Here is a 22,339-nt window from a genome sequence, read left to right as displayed (position 1 = left end):
ATATAATATAAAATAGAAAAAAGATGAAAAAAATACTATTCGTATTCAGTTTATGTTTGATTGGTTTTACAACACAATCACAAGAAGTAAAAAAGAAGAAAAGTGCTAAAGTATCTATAGAAGTAGATGGAATTTGTGGTATGTGTAAAAAACGTATTGAAACTGCTGCTTTAAAAACAAAAGGGGTAAAGTTTGCAATTTGGAGTGTAGAGACGCATCAATTAAATGTAATTTTAGATGAACGTAAAACCGATGCAGAGGCTGTTCAGAAAAGTGTTTTAGCAGTAGGGCATGATGTTATTTTAGATGAAGAAAATAAACTAATTGCAACAGATGAAGCGTATGGTTCTGTACATGGTTGTTGTAAGTATAGGGAAGAAGAAATAATTAAAGACCATAATGGAGAATTGAAAAAGCAGAAGAAGGAATAAGTTTTTACATATAAAATCTAAAAGTTTTGTTTTTCGAAACCAAACAAAAAATCCGATAGAAATTAATCTATCGGATTTTTTAATATCTCTATTTCACCCAAGAGTAAAATAAACTATCTATAGCGATTCGCTATTACATCATTCCTGGCATTCCGCCACCCATTGGAGGCATTCCGCCAGCAGGAGCATCTTCTTTAATGTCTACTAAGGCACATTCTGTAGTTAAGATCATTCCGGCAACAGATGCAGCATTTTCTAATGCAACACGCGTTACTTTCTTAGGATCTATAATTCCAGCTTCTAACATATCAACATATATGTCGTTTTTAGCATCGTAACCAAAGTCTTTTTTACCTTCTAAAACTTTATTAATAACAACAGAACCTTCACCACCAGCATTTTCTACGATGGTTCTTAAAGGTGCTTCAATTGCTTTGTTTACAATTTGTACACCTGTAGTTTCGTCTAAGTTTTCTATAGTGATTTTTTCTAAAACTTTTTTAGCGCGTACTAAAGCAACACCACCACCAGCAACAATACCTTCTTCTACTGCAGCTCTTGTAGCGTGTAAAGCATCATCAACTCTATCTTTCTTCTCTTTCATCTCTACTTCAGAGGCAGCACCAACATATAAAACAGCAACACCACCAGCTAATTTAGCTAAACGTTCTTGAAGTTTTTCTTTGTCATAGTCAGAAGTTGTAGTCTCTATTTGAGCTTTAATTTGACTAACTCTTGCTTTAATAGCATCTGCATCACCAGAACCATTTACAATAGTTGTATTGTCTTTATCAATAGTAATACCTTCTGCAGTACCTAAAAGATCTAATGTTGCGTTTTCTAAAGAGAAACCTCTTTCTTCAGAAATTACAGTTCCGCCTGTTAAGATTGCGATGTCTTCTAACATTGCTTTTCTTCTGTCTCCAAATCCTGGAGCTTTAACAGCAGCAATTTTTAAACCACCTCTTAATTTATTTACAACTAAAGTAGCTAACGCTTGTCCGTCTACATCTTCTGCAATAATTAATAAAGGACGTCCAGATTGAGAAACTGGCTCTAAAATTGGAAGAATTTCTTGCAAGTTAGAAATCTTTTTGTCGAATAATAAAACATAAGGATTTTCTAAATCTGCAATCATTTTATCTGCATCGGTAACAAAATAAGGAGATAAATAACCTCTGTCAAATTGCATACCTTCTACAACGTCAACATAAGTTTCCATTCCTTTTGCTTCTTCAACAGTAATAACACCTTCTTTACCAACCTTAGCAAAAGCAGTAGCTATTAAGTCTCCAATAACAGCATCGTTATTTGCAGAAATTGCTGCAACTTGTTGAATTTTTTCAGAAGAATTACCAACTTTTTTTGCTTGTTTTTCTAAGTCCGCAATAATTGCAGCAACAGCTTTGTCAATTCCGCGTTTTAAGTCCATTGGGTTTGCACCTGCAGCAACGTTTTTTAGACCTTCTTTTACAATTGCTTGTGCAAGAACGGTAGCAGTTGTTGTACCATCACCAGCTAAATCGTTGGTTTTAGAGGCAACTTCTTTTACCATTTGAGCTCCCATATTTTCAAGCTCATTTTCTAACTCAATTTCTTTTGCTACAGAAACTCCATCTTTAGTAACTGTTGGTGCTCCAAAAGATTTAGAAATAATTACGTTTCTTCCTTTTGGTCCTAAAGTTACTTTTACTGCATTTGCTAAAGCATCAACTCCACGTTTTAATCCGTCTCTTGCTTCAATATCAAATTTTATATGTTTTGCCATTTTCTTTAAATGTTTATTTGTTTAACTATTTATTCGTTTAATTGTTGCTACTGTAAACAGCAACTGAAAACTAAATACTTTTAGATAATCGCTAAAATATCAGACTCACGCATCATTAGGTAATCTTTACCTTCTAATTTTAAATCAGTTCCACCATATTTACTATATAAAACAGTGTCTCCAATTTTTACAGTTAAAGGCTCATTAACTTTACCATTACCTACTGCTACAACAGTTCCTTGTTGTGGCTTTTCTTTTGCGTTATCAGGAATAATTAATCCTGATGCTGTTTTTGTTTCTGCTGGAGCAGGTTCTACAAGAACTCTGTCTGCTAAAGGTTTAATGTTTAATCCCATTATTATATTTTTAGTTAATTAATTTATATGTTACTAACTGTAAATTGTCAGAAATTGTGCCATTACACTAAAACTGACAATTTTTCTTTGATTGATTTTATTGTTAAATTTTAAGCATAAAAAAAATGCCAACGTGTCATTTACGTTGGCATTTTTAATTTATCTCTAACGGATAATTAATTTAAACTATCGTTAGTTATAGGAGTTGTGTTTTCAACAGGAGTAGAGGTTTCAATACCATCTAAAGTATTATTTAACTCAAAGTTGTTTTCTCCATCTCTAGGAATTGCAAAGTTTGCTAATAAAATTAATGCAAACATAGCAATTGCTAAAGTCCAAGTTGTTCTGTCTAAGAAATTGTTAGTGTTTTGTACACCCCCCAAAGATTGTGCTCCACTACCTCCAAAAGAAGAAGTTAATCCTCCACCTTTAGGATTTTGAACCATCACGATTAAGATTAATGCAACGGCTACAATCAAAATTAGAATTAAAAATGCTGTGTAACTCATGATTTATTTTTTTGTAAAATTTGTATTCTTTTAATTTGGTCTGCAAAGAAACCACTTTTTTCTGGATATTTCAAACTTAAAATTCTATAAGCTTGCATTGCGTTTTCATACTTTTTCTGTTCTAAATAAACTTTAGCCAATGTTTCTGTCATTAAAGAGGAATCTTGACTGTTTTTAGCAACCGGAACAGCTACTATTTTATCTTTTGCTAAAGGCTTAATTTTAGGATTGTTTTCAATAAATGTGTTTATTAAGTCCTCTTTTGCTGTAGGTTTTTCTATAGTAGTTTTTTCTATTTGCTTTTTTTCTTCTCTAACAATAGGCTTTCTGGAGGAAAGTTGTAACCATTCGCCAAAAGAATGATTCTCTGCGGAAGAAAAAGATATAGGTTTTCCAATTTCTAATGCCGTTTCTATTTCAGAAATATTTTCTGAAACTGCTTCAGTTTTTTCTATTAGGCTTTCAATTTTTTCAGAAGGAGTTGCTACTGTTTTTTCTGCTGATATTTTTTCAAATATTTGTTGATGAATATCTTCTTTCTGATTATTAAAATTATTTGTAGTAATGTAATTGAATAATAAAGTTCTGTCTGTGGTGTAAGAAGCAGTTACTTTTAATTCGTTATTGTATTTAAAACTATCCTGATTTTTTAATCCTTTTAAATATAAAACACGTGCTGCTTGAAAATACGGATATTCTTCAACAACAGTTTTTAATTCAGCAGTTTCCACTTCCTGAATTTGTCTTTTGTTTTTTATTAAATCTATAAAAGTACTTGATTTCAAATCTTAGTTATTTTTATCTACTTTTTACTGAATACTACAACTGAATATTTTTAACTTTTAATATTACCATTTTGCAACGGAAGCATTAAAAATATCTTGTGTTAATCTCTCCATAATTTCATCTAGGGCAGCCTCTAATACACTACCTGTAAGTTGTGCATCTGCAGCAAAATCTGAATAAAAAGAGAATTGTTTTTCAAAATCGTCTTTTTCAACTAGTTTATTCACAAAACGAACATTAACGGTGATGGTAAGTCTATTTTGAGCAGCAGTTTGGTCTGCAGTAGCACTCATAGGAGTAATTCTATAGCCTGTAATTTCTCCGCTAAAATATAAATCTCCATTAGAGGTTACTGTGGTTAAATTGGTTTGTCTTGTAAATAAATCTAGCATGTCTTGGGTAAAACGCTGACTTAGAGTTGGCTCTACTAAAGATGCTTGATTTGGGAAGAAATCTATTTGTAATGTTTTTGCATCACCTGTACTTCCTCCTGTAAAAGAATATGCACCACAAGCAATAAAAAAGAGTGTGCTTAGTGTAAATAGTGTTATGTATAGTGTTTTTTTCATCGATTTTGTCTGGTCGAGCGCAGTCGAGACCTAAAATAGTTACTTATTAATACCTCTCGACGGCGCTCGAGGGATAGTTTTTAGTGATTAAATTTTAAACAATTACTCAATCTTTTACAAATCGTATTGTTTAATTTTTCTGTATAAAGTTCTTTCAGATATCCCTAGTTCTTTAGCGGCCAATTTACGTTTATTACTGTTTTTCTCTAAAGATTTTTTTATCATTTCTACTTCTTTGTCTTGTAAAGATAAAGACTCGTCTTCTTCTATAGTCTCAATAAAATCATAATCTTTTTCTGTGGATGAGTTTTGAGGGATATTCATCACTTCTACATTAGATTTATGAGCATCTTTGTTTTCGTACATCTTTTCAATTAATTGATGATGTTCTTCTTGCACTTCTTCTACATTACCACTTTTCATTAAGTCGAGCGTCAACTTTTTTAAATCGTTGATGTCATTACGCATATCAAATAAAATTTTATACATAATATCGCGCTCAGTAGAGAAATCATTTTCTTTTTTGCTACCAATAACAGCAGGTAAATTACCATTATTATTAGGTAGATACTGTTGCATTTTAAGGGCAGAAATAACTCTTTCTTCTTCAATAACCGAAATTTGTTCTGCTAAATTTTTTAACTGACGAATGTTCCCCGGAAAACGATAGTTTAATAACATTTTTACCGCGTTATCATCTAAACGAATAGAAGGCATTCTATATTTTTGAGCAAAATCTGCAGCAAATTTTCTAAACAATAAGTGTATATCTTCATCACGCTCTCTTAAAGCAGGTAAATGAATTTCTACGGTACTTAATCTGTAATATAAATCTTCTCTAAATTTTTCTTTCTGAATTGCAGATTGCATATTAACATTTGTTGCTGCAACAATTCTAACATTGGTTTTTATAACTTTAGAAGAACCAACTTTTATAAATTCTCCATTTTCTAAAACACGTAGTAAGCGTACTTGTGTTGTTAATGGTAATTCACCAACTTCATCTAAAAAAATAGTTCCTCCATCGGCAACTTCAAAATATCCTTTTCTATCTTGTGTTGCTCCTGTAAATGATCCTTTTTCGTGACCAAATAATTCACTATCTATAGTTCCTTCTGGAATTGCACCACAGTTTACAGCAATGTATTTTGCATGTTTTCTATGTGATAATTGATGTACAATTCTTGGAATATTTTCTTTACCAACACCACTTTCTCCTGTAACTAAAACAGAAATATCTGTAGGTGCAACTCTAAGTGCTTTTTCTAAAGCTCTATTTAAGTGAATATCGTTACCGATAATTCCAAAACGCTGTTTTAAAGCTTGTAAGTTTTCCATATTTTCTTTTTTGAAATAGGATTATTTTTGATTCAAGATCCAAGATGGTCTTGTGTCATGATTCTTTTTTGTCAATTAATAATAAATAAGCAATTTATATCTTTACTGTACTTTCTTTTCTAAAATGCTTAACCCTGATTGAAACCTTTCAGCTTTACTCAGGGCAGACTCTATCCTTTTTTATTTTTCATACAAAAGATGTAGTGAAAAGCAGGAGATAGCTTCTAATTATTATCAGAATACCCAACAACAGTTCCTTTTAAGGTTGCAGAAGTACAATCTTCTACTTTTACCATTACAAAATCTCCTAATTTATAATTTCCTTTATCAAAAACAGCTACGGTGTTTTGGGTGTTTCTACCTTTCCACTCATTCGGATTTTTTTTAGAAGTACCTTCAATTAAAAATTCTTCTACTTTTCCTAAATGTTGCTGTGTTCTGTATAAAGCGTGTTCTTGTTGTAAATCTATAATTTCTTGTAAACGACGTTTTTTTGTTGCAAAAGGTACATCATCTACCATTTTCTTTGCTGCTAAAGTTCCTGGTCTTTCAGAATAGGTAAACATAAAACCAAAGTCGTATTTTACATACTTCATTAAGTCTAAAGTGTCTTGATGATCTTGTTCTGTTTCTCCACAAAAACCAACAATCATATCTTGACTTAAAGACATTTCTGGTACAATCTTAAAAATATTATCAATTAATTCGATGTATTCTTCACGAGTATGTTGTCTGTTCATGGCTTTTAGCATGTTGTTGCTTCCGCTCTGTACAGGTAAATGAAGGTATTTACAGATGTTTTTGTGTTTTGCTATTGCGTGAATTACGTCTAAGCTGATATCCTGCGGATTAGAAGTCGCAAAACGAAAACGTGTTTTTGGGAATTCTGTAGCACACATATCTAATAATTGTGCAAAATTTACAGCGGTTGCCTGTGCCATTTCAGATGCTTTGCCAAAGTCTTTTTTCAATCCTCCACCATACCATAAGAAACTATCTACATTCTGACCTAAAAGTGTAATTTCTCTAAAGTTTCTATCTACCATAGATTGAATTTCTTCAATAATACTCTTTGGGTCACGACTTCTTTCTCGTCCACGAGTAAAAGGAACCACACAGAAAGTACACATATTGTCACAACCTCTGGTTATAGATACAAATGCTGTAACTCCGTTAGAATTTAAACGCACCGGAGAAATATCTCCGTAGGTTTCTTCTTTAGATAAAATTACATTTACGGCATCTCTACCAGCGTTTACTTCCTCTAATAAGTTAGGTAAATCTTTATAAGCATCGGGACCAACAACTAAGTCAACTATTTTTTCTTCTTCTAAAAACTTTTCTTTTAAGCGTTCTGCCATACAGCCTAAAACACCCACTTTCATGTTTTTGTTCACTTGTTTTACAGCGTTGTATTTCTGTAATCTTTTACGAACAGTAGTTTCTGCCTTCTCTCTAATAGAGCAGGTATTTACTAAAACTAAATCTGCTTCTTCTAGAATTTGGGTTGTGTTGTAGCCTTCTTTATCTAAAATAGCGGCTACTATTTCACTATCATTCATATTCATTTGACAGCCGTAGCTTTCTATGAATAATTTTTTAGTGTTATTTTTTTTATTTTCGGTAACAAGAGCTTTCCCTTGTATTTTCTCGTCTATGATTTTTTCTACGTATTCCATCTCTCAATTTATCATTTAAAGGTGAGCAAAGATACAACCAAATTTAATTTATTGTGACAAATTGGCAGAAATTTAATGGACTAATTCTAATGTTTTTTGTTGAAAATTGATGAAATAATTTTTTTTTACAAAAAACTAACTACTTTTGCAATCAAAAATAGCACGTTTTTAAAGCGTTCTAGCGACAAAAGAGAGATAAATGGCAAAGAATTTAGTAATTGTAGAGTCACCAGCAAAAGCAAAAACCATCGAAAAATTTCTTGGAAAAGATTTTCAAGTAGAATCTAGTTATGGTCATATTGCAGACTTACCATCCAAAGAATTGGGTATTGATGTAGAAGGAGATTTTAGTCCAAAATATATTATTTCTGATGATAAAAAACCAGTAGTTAAAAAGTTGAAAGCTTTAGCAAAGAAAGCAGATACTGTATGGTTAGCAAGTGATGAGGATCGAGAGGGTGAGGCAATTGCATGGCATTTAAAAGAGCAATTAAGTTTAAAGGATGAAAATACAAAACGTATTGTTTTTCATGAAATAACAAAAAATGCCATTTTAAAAGCAGTCGAAAATCCTAGAGATATAGACTATAATATGGTAAATGCACAACAAGCACGTAGAGTTTTAGACAGACTTGTTGGGTATGAATTATCGCCTGTTTTATGGCGAAAAGTTAAAGGAGGTTTGTCTGCAGGTAGAGTACAATCTGTAGCGGTTCGTTTAATTGTAGAAAAAGAAAGAAGTATTCAAGAATTTAATGCAGAAACACATTATAAAGTAGTTGCAGAATTTGCTAATGTTGAAGGAAAAACGTTTAAAGCAACGATTCCAAAGAATTTTGATACTAAAAAAACAGCAGAAAATTTCTTAAAATCGTGTGCAAATGCAGATTTTTCTATCGCAGAGTTAACTAAAAAACCCGCAAAGAAATCTCCAGCAGCACCATTTACAACGTCTACGTTACAGCAAGAAGCATCTAGGAAATTAGGTTTTCCGGTAGCAAAAACAATGCAAGTTGCACAACGTTTGTATGAAGCCGGTTTAATTACCTATATGAGAACAGATAGTTTAAATTTATCTGTTGATGCAAGAAACGCTGCTGAAGAAGAAATTACAAATTACTACGGTAAAGAATATAGCAAACAACGTGTTTTTAAAACGAAAGCAAAAGGTGCTCAAGAGGCGCATGAGGCTATTCGTCCGACCAACATGAAAATGCATTCTATTGATACAGAATACGACCAAACTAGATTGTACGATCTAATTTGGAAAAGAACATTGGCTTCTCAAATGAGTGATGCTCAGTTAGAAAGAACAAATTTTAAGATAGAGAACTCTGAGAACTCTAAAATATTCACCGCAAATGGTGAAATGATAAAGTTTGATGGTTTCTTAAAAGTGTATTTAGAAGGAAAAGATGATGATGAGGAAGAACAAGCAGGAATGCTACCAAATTTAAAAGTTGGTGAAGCATTAGAGTATTCTTTTATAAATGCAACACAACGTTTTACAAGTCCGCCTTATCGTTTTACAGAAGCTTCTTTGGTAAAACAATTAGAAGAATTAGGTATTGGTAGACCATCTACATACGCACCAACAATTTCTACTGTACAAAGAAGAGGTTATGTAGAAAAAGGAGAGGATGAAGGTTTAGAAAGAAATTACGAACAAATGATTTTAGTTTCAGGTACTGTAAAAAGTGAAACCTTGACTGAAAAAACGGGTTCAAATAAAAATAAATTAATTCCTACGGATATTGGTAATATTGTTAACGACTTTTTAGTTGCTAACTTTTCTAATGTTTTAGATTTCGGTTTTACTGCTAAGGTTGAATCTTCTTTTGATGATATCTCTGAAGGAAATGAAGATTGGATAGAAATGATTAAAGGTTTCTATAGCAAGTTTCATGTCACTGTAGAAGATGTAAAGGAGAATGCAGAAAGAGAAAGTGGAGAACGTATTTTAGGAAAACATCCAGAAACAGGTAAAACAGTTTTAGTTCGTTTAGGTAAATTTGGACCAATTGCACAAATTGGAGCGCCAGAAGACGAAGAAAAAGTGTTTGCTAGCTTAAATAAAGATCAGAATTTAGGAACTATCACTATGGAAGAAGCTTTAGAGTTATTCTTGCTTCCAAAAACATTAGGTGGTTATGAAGATGAAGAAGTAATTGTTTCTAACGGTCGTTTTGGTCCTTATATTCGTTTTGGAACCATGTTTGTTTCTTTAGACAAAGGGGAAAATCCTATGGAAGTAGACTTGCCAAGAGCGATAGAGTTAATAGTTGCAAAACAAAAAGCAGATGCGCCTATTTACCATTATGAAGACTTGCCTGTTCAAAAAGGTGTTGGTCGTTTTGGACCTTTCTTAAAATGGAATAATATATTTATCAATGTTAACAAAAAATATGATTTCGATAATCTTACTGATGACGATATTATTGAATTAATAGAGGTAAAGAAACAGAAAGAGATCGATAAGGTAATCCATAATTGGGAAGATGTAGAAATTCGTGTAGAAAAAGCACGATGGGGACGTTTTAATGTAATAAAAGGAAAGATTAAAATAGAGTTACCTAAAACTACAGAAATAGAAAAACTATCTAAGGAAGAGGCTGTTAAAATGATTGAAGCTAAAACGCCAAAGAAAAAAGTGGCAAAGAAAAAAGCTGTCAAGAAAAAGGTAGTTAAGAAGAAAGTAACCAAAAAGAAATAATATTTTTCATAAATTACATTTGATTTTAAAAAATTAATGAACCAAGACTTTTTAACCCCTGTAAAAGAATCGATTGTAAAATCTTTAGAAGAACAATCTAATTTGTGCTTAGGAAAAACCTTTAGGATACATACCCTAGAAAAAGGTTTGCCTGATTTAGAGAATGTGCAAATTGCTATTTTAGGAGTTCAAGAAGACAGAAACTCAGAGAATAATTTTGGCTGTGGAGAAAATTTACATTTTATTAGAAAAAAATTATACAATTTGTTTCCTGGTAATTGGAACACGCAGATAGCTGATTTAGGAAATGTTTTAAAAGGAAATTCGGTTACAGATACGTATTATGCTGTTTCAGAAATTATTACGGAATTACTTAAGAAAAATATAATACCCGTAATTATTGGTGGAGGTCAGGATCTTACCTACGTAAATTATAGAGCTTATGATTCTTTAGAGCAAACCGTTAATATTGCTGCTGTAGACAGTCGTTTCGATTTAGGTCATTTAGATGATCCATTAACTTCTCAATCTTATTTAAGTAAAATAATTATGCAAGAACCTAATAACTTGTTTAATTATAGTAATGTAGGTTATCAGACGTATTTTAATTCGCAAGATGAAATACAGTTGTTAGATAACTTATTTTTTGATGCTTATAGATTAGGGAATGCAAAAGAATTAAAAAATATTGAACCTGTTTTTAGAAATGCAGATATTGTTTCTATAGATTTGGGTTCTGTAAGACAAAGTGAAGCACCAGCAAACAATAATGCTTCTCCAAATGGGTTTTATGGAGAAGAAATTTGTGCCATTTCTAGATATGCAGGTCTTAGTGATAAAGTAACTTCATTTGGTGTTTATGAGTACAATTCTAAGTTAGATAACAACCATCAGACAGCACATTTAATTGCTCAAATGATTTGGTATTTTATTGAGGGCGTTAACTTTAGAGTAAAAGATTATCCGTTCTCTGGAAAGGAAAATTATCAGAAATTTACCGTTTTATTAGATGATGATGATCCTTTAACGTTTTATAAAAGTAATAAATCTGGAAGATGGTGGATAGAGATAAAAATCTTATCAGATAATAAATATAAAAGACATGCGTTAATACCATGTACATATAATGATTATACAGAAGCCACTAAGCAAAATATTCCTGAAAAGTGGTATAAAGCGATGCGAAAATTAGTGTAATAAATATAGATTAGGAAATTAGAACGTTAAAAAGCAATTTGCTTATTGTTTTTTAACAAAAAAAATAATAGGTTTACGGACTTTATAGTAAAGACATTTTTAAATATGAAGAAAGCAGCAATATTTGCACTTTTAATAGTAGTTTTTTACAGTTGTGGCTCTAATGATAGAGGAGAATTGGTTGGAGTTAAATCGAATAAAAAGTGGTTTTCAGAAAAACCATTTGGCATGGCGTTGATTCCTGGAGGTGCTTTTACAATGGGTAAACAAGACGAGGACCTTATCGGTACAATGAATTCACCTACTAAAACAGTTACTTTAAGACCATATTACATGGACGAAACAGAAATCACCAATAACGAATATAAAGAATTTGTTCAGTGGGTTAGAGATTCTGTTGTAAGAACTAGATTAGGTTATCAACAAGAATTTGCAAGTATGATGGGAACACCAGATCCAAATGGTGCACTTCCTTCTGGAGGTATTAATGATTATGCATTTGCTGTCTTAAAAGATACTACTGGAGCTAATGCTTATGAAAAATACATGTATGAAAACTACACAAGTTTAGAGTTAGATTCAGATTCTGTAAGACCATTAAACTGGGAAAATGATATTATTTGGGAAAAAGAAGATTTTCCGGATGCAGATTATGTAGAGGTTATGGATACCTTATTTGTAGCTAGAGATGAAGCTGTAGATGGTGTTAGAACTTTTAACGTAAAATACTTAAAATATAAATATACTTGGTTTGATAGAGATAATGCTGCAAGACAAGGTGGTAATAGAAAAGATTTTGTAAAACACGAAAAATTAAACATTTATCCAGATACTACTGTTTGGGTAAAAGATTTTAGTTATTCTTATAATGATCCAATGCACCAAGATTATTTTTACCACCAATCTTATGGAGATTATCCTGTTGTTGGGGTAAACTGGGGGCAAGCAACTGCTTTTTGTAATTGGAGAACTAAGAAGAAAAATAATTATTTAAAAAGTAGAAAAAACTCAATTGGTGTTCCAGACTTTAGATTACCAACAGAAGCAGAATGGGAATATGCTGCAAGAGGAGGTTTAGAATTTGCTACGTATCCTTGGGGTACTGGTAATACCACTACAGATAGAGGTTGTTTCTTAGCAAACTTTAAACCGGTAAGGGGAGATTATGCTGTAGATGGAGCGCTATATACTATGGAAGCGAAATCTTTTAATGCAAATGATTACGGTCTGTATAATATGGCTGGTAATGTTTCTGAATGGACAAACACTGCTTATAACTTATCTTCTTACTACATGGCTTCTACAATGAACCCAAATGTAGAGGATAGAAAAAACAAAAGAAAAATAATTCGTGGAGGTTCTTGGAAAGATGTAGCATACTTTTTAGAAGTGAGTTCTAGAGATTATGAATATGCAGATACTGCTAGAAGTTACATTGGTTTTAGAACCGTTCAGAATTACATTGGTACAACTAACAAATAATCAAAAAAAATAAGAAAAGAAATTATGGCACAGTCAAAAACAAAAAAAGTATTATTTAACATGGCTTACAATATTGGAGCCTCAATTGTAATTTTAGGAGCATTATTTAAATTAAATCATATTAGTTTTGGTTGGTTTAATGGTTCTAATGTTTTAGCTGTTGGATTAATTGCGGAAGCTCTTATTTTCTTAATGTCTGCTTTTGAAACACCAGAAGATGATTTTGATTGGTCTAAAGTATATCCTGAATTAGGAGAAGATGGTTTTACTACTGTAAAAGCAGTGAAAGAAGAAAAAGAAGAAGCTGGATCTCAAGGAATGTTATCTGAAAAGTTAGATAACTTATTAAAAGAAGCAAAAATTGATGCAGGTTTAATGACTAGTTTAGGAAATAGTATGAAAAACTTTCAAGGAGCTGCAGAAGGTTTATCTGCTGCATCAGAATCTATTTCATCTACTAACAAATACAATGAGCAAATGTCTATGGCTGCTATTCAAATGGAGTCTTTAAACAATTTGTATAAAGTACAGGTAGAAAATGTAAGCAAACAGTCTGCTTTAAATGGAGCTGTTGTAGAAAATACAGAAAAATTAAAAGATCAAATGGAATCTTTAGCAAAAAACTTATCTTCTTTAAACGGAGTTTATGGAGGTATGCTTTCTGCAATGTCTAAATAATAATTAGTTGCAAACAATAATTTTAACTTAAAAAACTAATTAGAATGGCAGGAGGAAAAGTGTCCGCAAGACAGAAAATGATAAACTTAATGTACCTTGTGTTTATTGCAATGTTGGCAATGAATATGAGTAAAGAAGTTTTATCTGCTTTTGGTTTTATGAATGAAAAGCTGATTGAAAATAATATTTCAACTACAGCAAAAAATAATGAGGCGTATGCTAATTTAGCAACAAAAGCATCAGAACAAGCGGCAAAATTTGCAGAATTAAATAAAGATGCAATAAAAATAAAGGGATATTCGTCTGAATTCTATACATACATAGAAGAGCTGAAAGCTAAAATGGCTGCAGATATTGAAGATAAAAGCGACTATGAAGCAATGGATAAAACCTCTTTTTTAGATGAGTATTTCTTTAAAGGAGAAAAATTTACAGCAGAAGGTGAAGAGTTTTTAGCTAAAATAAATGGTTATAGAACAGATGTACTTAACGTTTTAGGAGAAAAAAGCAAGTTTGTACCAGTTCTTGCAAAAAGATTTTCTACGGAAGATGAAAAAAATAGAGATGGTAAAACCATTAAATGGTTAGATTATAGATATAAAGGGTTTCCTTTAGTAGCTTCTTTAACCAATTTAACGCAAATGCAAGCAGATATCAAAAATACAGAAAGTGATATTGTATCTGATTTGTTAGGAGGAAAAATGGAAGAGGCATTGTCTTTAAACAACTATAAAGGTATTGTTGCTTTAGACAAGAACGCTTATTTTGCTGGTGAAAAAGTAACAGGTAAAATTGTTTTAGGTCGTTATGATGCTACTATGATTCCTGATAATGTAACTTTAAATGGTAAAGATTATAAAAACATTCAATCCGGACAAGTAATTATAGACATGCCTGCAGGTAATGTTGGTAGTCATGATATTAAAGGGAAAATAACTTTTACACAAGATGGTAAACCGGTAGATGTAGATTTCGAAAGTTCTTATTCTGTAATACCACAACCAGGTGATGCTGTTGTTTCTGCAGATAAAATGAATGTAGTTTATAGAGGATTAAGCAATCCTATTTCTGTTTCATTACCAGGTGTTAGCGATAACAACTTAAGAGTTTCTGCGTCCGGAGGTTCTTTATCTGGTGGAAGAGGTAAGTATATTTTAAAACCAGGTGGAGGTAACACAGCTGTTATTAATGTGAGCGCAACATTAAGCAATGGAAAATCTGTAAACTCTAAAGCTACCTTTAGAATTAAAGACATACCAGCAGCCATGGGATCTGTAAGAGGACAGTTTGGAACGGTAAGGATGCCTAAATCAGGTTTATCTAATGCTCCAATTGCGGCAGGATTACCAGATTTTGAATTCGATTTAAGTATTAGAGTTCAGAGTTTTAAAATAAAAGTACCAGGAGAATTAACTATTATTGTAAATGGTTCTTCTTTAAGTGCAGCAGCAAAACAAAAATTAGCCAAAGCAAAAAGAGGAGATCAAATTAACATTTTCGATATTAAGGCAACTGCTAATGGAGTAAAACTTAAACAAGTATTACCTGTTAGTATTGAATTAACAAACTAGAAGTTAAAAAATAAAATATGTTTAAAAATTGTTTAGTATTATTTTTCGGTTTGATGATTAGTAGTTCAATAAACGCACAAATAGGTTTATTAAATGCTAAAACAGTAGATCAAATAGGAAAGAAAAACGAGCAACAAATTGCTGCAGATAACGATGCTCCTTTAGCCTACGGATATGTAGATGATAGAGATGTATTATGGTCTAAAGTAGTTTGGGAATTTGTAGATCTAAATCAAAAAATAAATTTACCGTATTATTTTCCTATCGATAATTCAAATGTATCTTCTAACAGAAGATCTTTATTTGATACTTTAATTAAAGGAATTAAACAAGGTAATATAGAAGAAGTATATTCAGACTCTTTCTTTACGTCTAAGATTACTCAGAATGAAATAGATTCTAGAATGTCTAGTGTAAGAGAATCAAATGGATATAGCGATACTATTAGACTTCAATCTCAGGATGTAGAAGGTTATATGATGAAAGGAATGTGGTATTTTGATAAACGTCAAGGAGAATTAAAATACAGATTGTTAGCAATTGCTCCAATGGCTAAAGATGTACAAACTTTAGGATTGGGACTTGATGGAGGAAATGAAGAAGAATTGTTTGAGTTATTTTGGGTGTTTTATCCATCTGCAAGAGATGTTTTACACGATGCAAAAGTATTCAATCCAAAAAATGCATCACAACCAATTTCTTTTGATCACATGTTAAATGCAAGAAGATTTAGCAGTACCATTGTTAGAGAAGAAAACATTTACGGAGATAGAGCAATATCTGATTACGTTAGAGGAAATTCTTTATTCCAGTTATTAGAAGCTAATAAAATTAAAGAAGGTATTAGAAATAGAGAAATGGATATGTGGAATTACTAAAATTCTATTATTCTTTAAAAATATAAAAACGTTCCAATACTTTGGGACGTTTTTTTTTGTAGCTATCTCCCGCTATCACTACTCGCTTTTTTTATCCTAAAGAGGAATAAAAAAGAGCTCAAACATACCGTTCTATCGGGGCTATTCATTTTAATAAAGTTCAGTAATAATATCATAATTATTGCAAATTCACGTATTTTTATCACATGAAAGTAGATTATATAATAGTTGGTTTAGGATTAGCAGGTTTGGCTTTTGCAGAAGAATTAATTGCTGCAAAAAAAACATTTGTCGTTTTTGAAGACGATTCTCAAACCTCTTCTTTAGTTGCTGGAGGGGTTTATAATCCCGTAATTTTAAAACGTTTTACACCAGTTTGGAACGCGAAAGAACAATTAGAAGTTGCACTTCCTTTTTATAAACGGTTAGAAGAAAAACTAAACATAATTATAGACCAAAAATTTGTAATTAAAAAATCTTTTAAATCTGTAGAAGATCAAAATAATTGGTTTGGTGCTTTAGACAAACCTAAGTTAACAGATTATTTAGATCCTAAATTAGATACCAATTCTTATCACGGAGTTTTAGCCGATTTTAGTTTTGGAAACGTAAATGAAACGGGTAGAGTAGATACAGAGAAATTAATAAATGCCTATAGAGCGTATTTAAAATCTGAAAACTTTATTCGTTTTGAACAGTTTAAACATAAAGAATTAAATATTGAAGAAGAAGCTCTAACCTATAAAGATATTGAAGCTTCCAAAATTGTTTTTTGTGAAGGTTTTGGTGTGGTAGAAAATCCTTATTTTAATTATTTACCCATTAATGAAGCAAAAGGGGAATTATTAACCATTCATGCTCCAGAATTAAATATCGACTTTTTATTAAAATCTACACTTTTTGTAATGCCTTTGGGAGACAATATGTATAAAGTAGGAGCTACTTTTAATTGGACAGACAAAACATCCGACCCTTCGGAGGAAGGAAAAGAAGAATTGGTAGAAAAATTAAAGAAAGTACTTAATGTTCCTTATACAATCGTTAGTCAATTTGCAGGAATAAGACCTACGGTTTCAGGCAGGAGACCTTTGGTTGGGATACATCCAGATTATGACAATTTAATTGTTTTAAACGGTTTAGGGACACGTGGTGTAATGATTGCCCCAACAGTAGCTAAAAACCTATTTAATCATATTTATAATGATGAAAGTTTAGATGAAGAAATAGATATTGTTCGTTTTAAGCATTTGAAGGATAAAAGATAGTAATAATAAAAAAGACATACTGATACGTTGAACCATCGTTTTTATAATAAGAATGAAAAAGAGCAAAAAAGAATACAAATTGCGATAGCAATTTGTTCTCTTATGATTATTGTGTTGTCAATTATTATATCAATATATTTAAGAACATATGTGATTGGAATTTTAACACTTTCTATTACTTTATCCATAATTGCTCCATTCTTTGATATGCCATCCTTAAAAAAAAGTGGTAGAATAATTTATTATTCATCTTTATTTGTAATCGAAAAACCTAAAAATGACCGAATCAAAATTCACGGGGGAACTTTATTTGATTACTATTTCGTAATTGAAAATCAAATGAATGGAAAACAAAGAACTGATTTTATAATCCAACAATATTTAGAAGGACTTTTACACCTACTTAAAAAGTATGAGAAGGATAAAATAATGAAAATTAGTGGTACTAGCTATATTATAAATAGGAGAACTGCTGAAAAAATTGGCTTTAAAATTATTGAAACTGATTTTTTACAAAAAATAATCCTAACTTATAATTACTTTAATATTTTAATTTCAAATTCAATAGCAAAAAATAAATTATCATTTCCACAATTAAATAAAACTAAAACATTTGAGGCGGACATAGGTCAATTATTAGAGCGAAAAGAATATATTGAAAAATTAAATAATTTATTAAAAAAAAATATTGCTAATTCTTTATAAGATTGATTATTAGGTGTATGTTTTTAGTGGATTTTCATGAATTTTCTTCTCGGTTGGCTATATGCGCTAAGGATAGAGCGGCATGTTTGAGCTTTTTTTTAGTGTCAGTTAGAGAGAATTGTTTTTCAACAAATTTGTATCGAGAACTGGCACAAAAAAAAGCGAGTAGCGAAAGCTTGTTAAAGCGCCCAAAAAAAGTTTATGCTTATTTTTTCTTGAACTTTTTATCAAAATGGACAAACATATTTATCCAAATTATTCGAGATAAACGTAAATTAAAAGGTGCTAAAATTAATAATGCTATTACAATTGCCGCAAAACATTGTAAAAGACTCAGGCCAAAAATTAAACTACTTATTACAAAAACAGCAACAGAAAGCGCCACTGTTAAACCATAATTAACGTACATAGCTCCGTAAAAGAAGGAAGGTTCCATCATGTATTTTAAATTACAGTTCGGACAATTGTCATGTAATTTGGTTACTTTACTTGGATTAAAAGTAAATTTATGGGCAAAGAATTCGCCTTCGTGACATCTAGGACATTTGGCTTTAAAAATACTATATAACTTGGTACCCTTTTTCAACATAATAGACCTTAAATTTGTATACTTTTGCAAATATAGAGTTTTAAACTTTTTTTTAAGTAACAATTATTACATTAGATGCTAAACGTACACAACTTATCGGTTTCTTTTATGGGAACTGATTTATTTTCAGGAATTACTTTCAAGTTAAATAAAGGAGATAGAATTGGTCTTATCGGAAAAAATGGAGCAGGGAAATCTACGCTTTTAAAAGTGCTTTCTAAAGATATAGAAACAAGTGGTGGTACCATGGCTTTTGATAAAGATATTAGAATGGGGTTTTTAAGACAAGATATAGATTTTGTTGAAGGAAGAACTATTTTAGAAGAAGCGTATCAGGCATTTGTGGAAATTAAAGAAATTGAGGTAAAACTTGATGAAATTAATGAGCAGCTTGCTACTAGAACCGATTATGAAAGTGAAGGGTATACAGAATTAATTCATGATTTAACGGATAATACAGAGCGTTATGAGTTACTTGGTGGGTACAATTACCAAGGTGATACTGAAAAGATTTTACAAGGTTTAGGTTTTCAGAGAGAAGATTTTGACAAAAAAACAGATACTTTTTCTGGAGGTTGGAGAATGCGTATTGAATTGGCAAAATTACTTTTACAAAATAATGATATTTTGTTATTAGATGAGCCTACAAATCACTTAGATATTGAATCTATTATTTGGTTAGAGAATTTCTTAAAAGGATATTCTGGTGCTATTGTTTTGGTATCGCATGATAAAATGTTTTTAGATAATGTAACGAATAGAACTATTGAAATTTCTTTAGGTCAGATTTACGATTATAAAAAACCGTATTCTGAATTTTTGGTTTTAAGAGCAGAAATTAAAGAAAAACAATTACAGGCGCAGAAAAACCAAGAGAAAGAAATAAAACAAAAGCAACACTTAATTAATAAGTTTAAAGCAAAAGCTAGTAAGGCTTCTATGGCGCAATCTTTAATGAAACAACTTGATAAAGTTGAATTAATTGAGGTTGACCAAGATGATAACCAAGCAATGAATGTTAAGTTTGCAATTTCTAAAGAGCCCGGTAAGATTATTGTTGAAGCAAAAGATTTATGTAAAAGTTATGGCGATAAACATGTTTTAGAGGACGTAGATTTATTAATAGAAAAAAACAGTAAAATTGCTTTTGTAGGTCAGAATGGACAAGGGAAATCTACTTTGGCAAAAATGATGGTAGGTGAAATTCCTTTTGAAGGGTATTTAAAACTTGGGCATAATGTAGAAGTTGGATATTTTGCTCAAAACCAATCGGAAGAATTGCCAGGAGAAAAAACTGTGCTGGAAATTATGGAAGATGCTGCCACAGATACGAACAGAATGCGTGTTAGAGATATGTTAGGTTCATTCTTATTTGGTGGAGATGCTGTAGATAAAAAAGCAAAAGTACTTTCTGGAGGAGAAAGAAATAGATTGGCATTGTGTAAATTATTATTACAACCATTTAATGTTTTAATAATGGATGAGCCAACCAACCACTTAGATATCGCCTCTAAAACCGTATTAAAAGAAGCTTTAAAAAACTTTAATGGTACTTTAATTGTAGTATCTCACGATAGAGATTTCTTACAAGGTTTAACAGAAACTGTTTATGGATTTAAAGACAAAGAAATTAAAGAATATCTAGGTGATATTGATTATTTCTTAGAGCAACACAAAATTGAAAATCTTAGAGAAGCAGAAAAAAGAACGGTTGTAAAAGTTGAAAAGGACACTTCTAAAAAAGAAGCACATCAATTATCTAGAGATGAAGAAAAGCAACTAAAGAAATTAAAGAATAAACTTTCTAATATTGAAACTGAAATAGCAGATTTAGAAAAGGAAATTGCTAAAATAGATTTAGAGTTAGCACAGAATTATGATGAAGTTTCTGCTAGACCAAATTTCTTTGAAAAATACAAAGCTAAAAAAGCTAAATTAGATACAGTAATGGAAAACTGGGAAAAAATAGAAGCAGAAGTTTCTAATTTTTCTTAAAGATCTTTTAATTAATTTTTAAAAACTCCTTTAGGTTTTAAAATCTAAAGGAGTTTTTATATAGATATTATTCTCTTACAAAGTAAACTTTTTTAATTTTATTATTTTCAATACGATAAATAGCTATTGCTTCTTTTGTTATATCATTAAATTGTACAACTTCTTTATCTATAACAACATTACCTTTTACAATTCTTTCTGTTAATTCACAATGTAAATTGGTAACATTCTCAAACATTTTTGCATACCTCTTTCTCATATTTTCTTTTCCTTTATAGTTTAAAGTATTCGGAAAAGTATATACTTCTACATCATCTGCATAAGGTTCTAAAAAAGCTTCTATATTTCTAAGATTGTAAGCGTTTAATTGTCTTTGTGCTAAGTCTCTGGGAGTATCTTTTAATAAATCATTCGGATTATAAACAACACCTTTATTAATAATAGTATGTATATCAGTTAGGTTATTTATATCTTTTATAGGATTTTTATTTAAAAGAATAAGATTTGCTTTTTTACCAATGCTAACACTTCCAAATTCATTCTCTTTATCAAAAATTTTAGCGCCATTTATTGTAGAAGCTTCAAGGATTTGCCAATTACTCATGCCGCTTTTTTGCATTAATTCTAGCTCTTTTATATAAGAAGAAACATGTAATGTAATAATATTACCTGCATCTGTACCTGTTGCAATTAATACACCAGCATCAGAAAGTGTTTTAAGATTTACACTACATATAGAATCTGCTTTTTTTAAGTTGGCAATTCTATTGGGTTTGTTTAAACGCGTTTTATAATTATTTACTAATAAAGTATCAGAAAGGTGTTTTAAATCTAATAAAGAACCCAATTGATAAGGATCTGCTGTTAATAATTCATTATTACTAAACTGTAATCTTTGTCCAAATGTTTTACCGTATCCTCCGCTGACTTGTAATGTAGGAGAAAGAATCGTTTTGTTTTTCTTTAATAATTGTATAAAGTCTTTTGATAAAATTTTATCTTTTACACTATGTACTAAAAAATCTGCACCATTTTCTACAGCTAATTTTGCCGTAATTTCTTGTGTTGCATGTACTGCAACTTTTAGATTGTTTTTATGAGCTTCATCAATAACAGCTTTTACGATAGGTAAGTTTTTAAGAGCACTTTCTTCTATACTTAATCCATCTCTACCCGCTATATACCATATTTTAATAAAGTCTGGCTTGTATTTTAATTGATCTTTAACGCCATTAATACCATCTTCAATACTTTCTGTTAACGTAAAGGGCTCATCATGTTTTAAATTCTTATAAACTTCAGATTCGTAAGTTGTTAATAAAGGACCTGTTATAAAAATTTCCGGAGCAAAATCTTTATCTACAAAATCTTTACGTTGTTCTAGAAAATTGTAGGTAGCACCAACATCAATTAAAGTTGTAATTCCGTTTTTTAAATACCTTTTCAGTTTGTTTTCCATATCAGATTTTGCCAAAGCAATTTCTTCTGTGTAACTAACATATTTTCTTAAATCAATAGCATCAGGTCGTGTATATAATCCTCCGTTTTGAAAAAAATGAATGTGTGCATCTACCAAACCAGGAGCAATATACTTACCAGTTCCGTCAATAATAGTTGCGTTTTTAGGTAGTTTTATTTTAGTACTTTTTCTGATGTTAGAAATTAAATTGTTTGTAATTTCTATAGTTTGATTAGATACTAGTTTTTGTTTTTCTACATCAACTACTGTTACGTTGGTGATATAGGTTTGTGCAAAAAGTGAAAAAGAAGAAACTAGAAATGTGAATGTTAATAAAAATTTATTTTTCATTTTATGCAAGGTATTGGAGG

At 30.9% G+C, this 22,339-nt stretch carries 19 protein-coding genes; 10 read left to right on the top strand and 9 right to left on the bottom strand.

The features are described 5' to 3' along the window. Positions 1–23: 23 nt before the first annotated feature. Positions 24–431 (top strand): heavy-metal-associated domain-containing protein, encoded by a 408-nt coding sequence (locus H0I28_RS10825; RefSeq protein WP_218754467.1) that lies wholly within the window; start codon positions 24–26, stop codon positions 429–431. A gap of 133 nt (positions 432–564) precedes the next feature. Here H0I28_RS10825 and groL read toward each other — a convergent pair whose 3' ends face one another. The 7 genes from groL to miaB all read right to left on the bottom strand — a co-directional run bounded on the left by groL (position 565) and on the right by miaB (position 7,436). Continuing rightward, positions 565–2,199, bottom strand: a complete 1,635-nt coding sequence (gene groL / locus H0I28_RS10820; protein ID WP_218759099.1) for a chaperonin GroEL — start codon at positions 2,197–2,199, stop codon at positions 565–567. A gap of 80 nt (positions 2,200–2,279) precedes the next feature. After that, positions 2,280–2,555, bottom strand: a complete 276-nt coding sequence (groES, locus tag H0I28_RS10815; protein ID WP_218759098.1) for a co-chaperone GroES — start codon at positions 2,553–2,555, stop codon at positions 2,280–2,282. A gap of 176 nt (positions 2,556–2,731) precedes the next feature. Then, the gene (secG, locus tag H0I28_RS10810) at positions 2,732–3,064 is read right to left on the bottom strand and encodes a preprotein translocase subunit SecG (RefSeq protein WP_218759097.1); all 333 of its coding nucleotides are present in this window, start codon (positions 3,062–3,064) and stop codon (positions 2,732–2,734) included. Beyond that, positions 3,061–3,849 carry a hypothetical protein gene (locus H0I28_RS10805; protein WP_218759096.1) on the bottom strand — a complete coding sequence of 263 codons (789 nt, stop codon included), beginning with the start codon at positions 3,847–3,849 and terminating at the stop codon, positions 3,061–3,063. Before H0I28_RS10805 ends, secG begins: the two co-directional genes overlap by 4 nt. A 63-nt stretch (positions 3,850–3,912) precedes the next feature. Further along, positions 3,913–4,419: an LptE family protein gene (locus tag H0I28_RS10800; protein ID WP_218731478.1), complete on the bottom strand. Its 507-nt coding sequence runs from the start codon at positions 4,417–4,419 to the stop codon at positions 3,913–3,915. 114 nt (positions 4,420–4,533) lie between these two features. Beyond that, a complete protein-coding gene (locus tag H0I28_RS10795) occupies positions 4,534–5,757 on the bottom strand; it encodes a sigma 54-interacting transcriptional regulator (RefSeq protein WP_218754464.1) in 1,224 nt (407 codons plus the stop codon). Between the two features lie 224 nt (positions 5,758–5,981). Then, entirely contained in the window at positions 5,982–7,436 is a 1,455-nt protein-coding gene (gene miaB / locus H0I28_RS10790) for a tRNA (N6-isopentenyl adenosine(37)-C2)-methylthiotransferase MiaB (RefSeq protein WP_218759095.1), read from the bottom strand. A 199-nt stretch (positions 7,437–7,635) separates the two neighbouring features. Between miaB and topA the strand changes: the two genes are divergently transcribed. The 8 genes from topA (at position 7,636) to H0I28_RS10750 (ending at position 17,925) form a co-directional block, all read left to right on the top strand. After that, complete coding sequence (topA, locus tag H0I28_RS10785) at positions 7,636–10,149, top strand: type I DNA topoisomerase (RefSeq protein WP_218731473.1); 2,514 nt, start codon at positions 7,636–7,638, stop codon at positions 10,147–10,149. A 36-nt stretch (positions 10,150–10,185) separates the two neighbouring features. Next, a complete protein-coding gene (locus H0I28_RS10780) occupies positions 10,186–11,346 on the top strand; it encodes a formimidoylglutamase (protein ID WP_218759094.1) in 1,161 nt (386 codons plus the stop codon). Between the two features lie 105 nt (positions 11,347–11,451). Beyond that, the gene (gene gldK, locus H0I28_RS10775; protein ID WP_218754463.1) at positions 11,452–12,828 is read left to right on the top strand and encodes a gliding motility lipoprotein GldK; all 1,377 of its coding nucleotides are present in this window, start codon (positions 11,452–11,454) and stop codon (positions 12,826–12,828) included. Positions 12,829–12,852: 24 nt separating this feature from the next. Next, the gene (gene gldL, locus H0I28_RS10770; RefSeq protein ID WP_218731470.1) at positions 12,853–13,506 is read left to right on the top strand and encodes a gliding motility protein GldL; all 654 of its coding nucleotides are present in this window, start codon (positions 12,853–12,855) and stop codon (positions 13,504–13,506) included. Positions 13,507–13,550: 44 nt separating this feature from the next. Then, the gene (gldM, locus tag H0I28_RS10765) at positions 13,551–15,077 is read left to right on the top strand and encodes a gliding motility protein GldM (RefSeq protein WP_218759093.1); all 1,527 of its coding nucleotides are present in this window, start codon (positions 13,551–13,553) and stop codon (positions 15,075–15,077) included. Positions 15,078–15,094: 17 nt separating this feature from the next. Then, positions 15,095–15,955 (top strand): gliding motility protein GldN, encoded by an 861-nt coding sequence (gldN, locus tag H0I28_RS10760; protein WP_218754461.1) that lies wholly within the window; start codon positions 15,095–15,097, stop codon positions 15,953–15,955. 206 nt (positions 15,956–16,161) lie between these two features. After that, a complete protein-coding gene (locus H0I28_RS10755; protein ID WP_218759092.1) occupies positions 16,162–17,220 on the top strand; it encodes an FAD-binding oxidoreductase in 1,059 nt (352 codons plus the stop codon). A 27-nt stretch (positions 17,221–17,247) separates the two neighbouring features. Next, positions 17,248–17,925 carry a hypothetical protein gene (locus tag H0I28_RS10750; protein WP_218759091.1) on the top strand — a complete coding sequence of 226 codons (678 nt, stop codon included), beginning with the start codon at positions 17,248–17,250 and terminating at the stop codon, positions 17,923–17,925. Between the two features lie 205 nt (positions 17,926–18,130). Here the strand turns inward: H0I28_RS10750 and H0I28_RS17730 are convergent, their stop codons facing one another. Next, a complete protein-coding gene (locus H0I28_RS17730) occupies positions 18,131–18,361 on the bottom strand; it encodes a hypothetical protein (protein ID WP_368384474.1) in 231 nt (76 codons plus the stop codon). Between the two features lie 228 nt (positions 18,362–18,589). On the opposite strand from H0I28_RS17730, the gene H0I28_RS10740 reads away from it, so the two are divergent. After that, positions 18,590–20,509: an ABC-F family ATP-binding cassette domain-containing protein gene (locus H0I28_RS10740; protein ID WP_218759090.1), complete on the top strand. Its 1,920-nt coding sequence runs from the start codon at positions 18,590–18,592 to the stop codon at positions 20,507–20,509. 67 nt (positions 20,510–20,576) lie between these two features. Here H0I28_RS10740 and H0I28_RS10735 read toward each other — a convergent pair whose 3' ends face one another. Beyond that, entirely contained in the window at positions 20,577–22,319 is a 1,743-nt protein-coding gene (locus H0I28_RS10735) for an amidohydrolase family protein (protein ID WP_218759089.1), read from the bottom strand. Positions 22,320–22,339: the final 20 nt, after the last annotated feature.

Origin of the sequence: Polaribacter sp. AHE13PA (assembly GCF_019278505.1) — a bacterium.
In the GTDB taxonomy this organism is placed as follows: domain Bacteria; phylum Bacteroidota; class Bacteroidia; order Flavobacteriales; family Flavobacteriaceae; genus Polaribacter.
This window is presented reverse-complemented; position numbering and strand designations above follow the sequence as displayed.

Coding starts and splice junctions, on each gene's coding strand:
- H0I28_RS10825 (WP_218754467.1), top strand. CDS start 24: ATGAAAAAAATACTATTCGTATTCAGTTTATGTTTGATTGGTTTTACA.
- groL (WP_218759099.1), bottom strand. CDS start 2,199: ATGGCAAAACATATAAAATTTGATATTGAAGCAAGAGACGGATTAAAA.
- groES (WP_218759098.1), bottom strand. CDS start 2,555: ATGGGATTAAACATTAAACCTTTAGCAGACAGAGTTCTTGTAGAACCT.
- secG (WP_218759097.1), bottom strand. CDS start 3,064: ATGAGTTACACAGCATTTTTAATTCTAATTTTGATTGTAGCCGTTGCA.
- H0I28_RS10800 (WP_218731478.1), bottom strand. CDS start 4,419: ATGAAAAAAACACTATACATAACACTATTTACACTAAGCACACTCTTT.
- H0I28_RS10795 (WP_218754464.1), bottom strand. CDS start 5,757: ATGGAAAACTTACAAGCTTTAAAACAGCGTTTTGGAATTATCGGTAAC.
- miaB (WP_218759095.1), bottom strand. CDS start 7,436: ATGGAATACGTAGAAAAAATCATAGACGAGAAAATACAAGGGAAAGCT.
- topA (WP_218731473.1), top strand. CDS start 7,636: ATGGCAAAGAATTTAGTAATTGTAGAGTCACCAGCAAAAGCAAAAACC.
- H0I28_RS10780 (WP_218759094.1), top strand. CDS start 10,186: ATGAACCAAGACTTTTTAACCCCTGTAAAAGAATCGATTGTAAAATCT.
- gldK (WP_218754463.1), top strand. CDS start 11,452: ATGAAGAAAGCAGCAATATTTGCACTTTTAATAGTAGTTTTTTACAGT.
- gldL (WP_218731470.1), top strand. CDS start 12,853: ATGGCACAGTCAAAAACAAAAAAAGTATTATTTAACATGGCTTACAAT.
- gldM (WP_218759093.1), top strand. CDS start 13,551: ATGGCAGGAGGAAAAGTGTCCGCAAGACAGAAAATGATAAACTTAATG.
- gldN (WP_218754461.1), top strand. CDS start 15,095: ATGTTTAAAAATTGTTTAGTATTATTTTTCGGTTTGATGATTAGTAGT.
- H0I28_RS10755 (WP_218759092.1), top strand. CDS start 16,162: ATGAAAGTAGATTATATAATAGTTGGTTTAGGATTAGCAGGTTTGGCT.
- H0I28_RS17730 (WP_368384474.1), bottom strand. CDS start 18,361: ATGGAACCTTCCTTCTTTTACGGAGCTATGTACGTTAATTATGGTTTA.
- H0I28_RS10740 (WP_218759090.1), top strand. CDS start 18,590: ATGCTAAACGTACACAACTTATCGGTTTCTTTTATGGGAACTGATTTA.
- H0I28_RS10735 (WP_218759089.1), bottom strand. CDS start 22,319: ATGAAAAATAAATTTTTATTAACATTCACATTTCTAGTTTCTTCTTTT.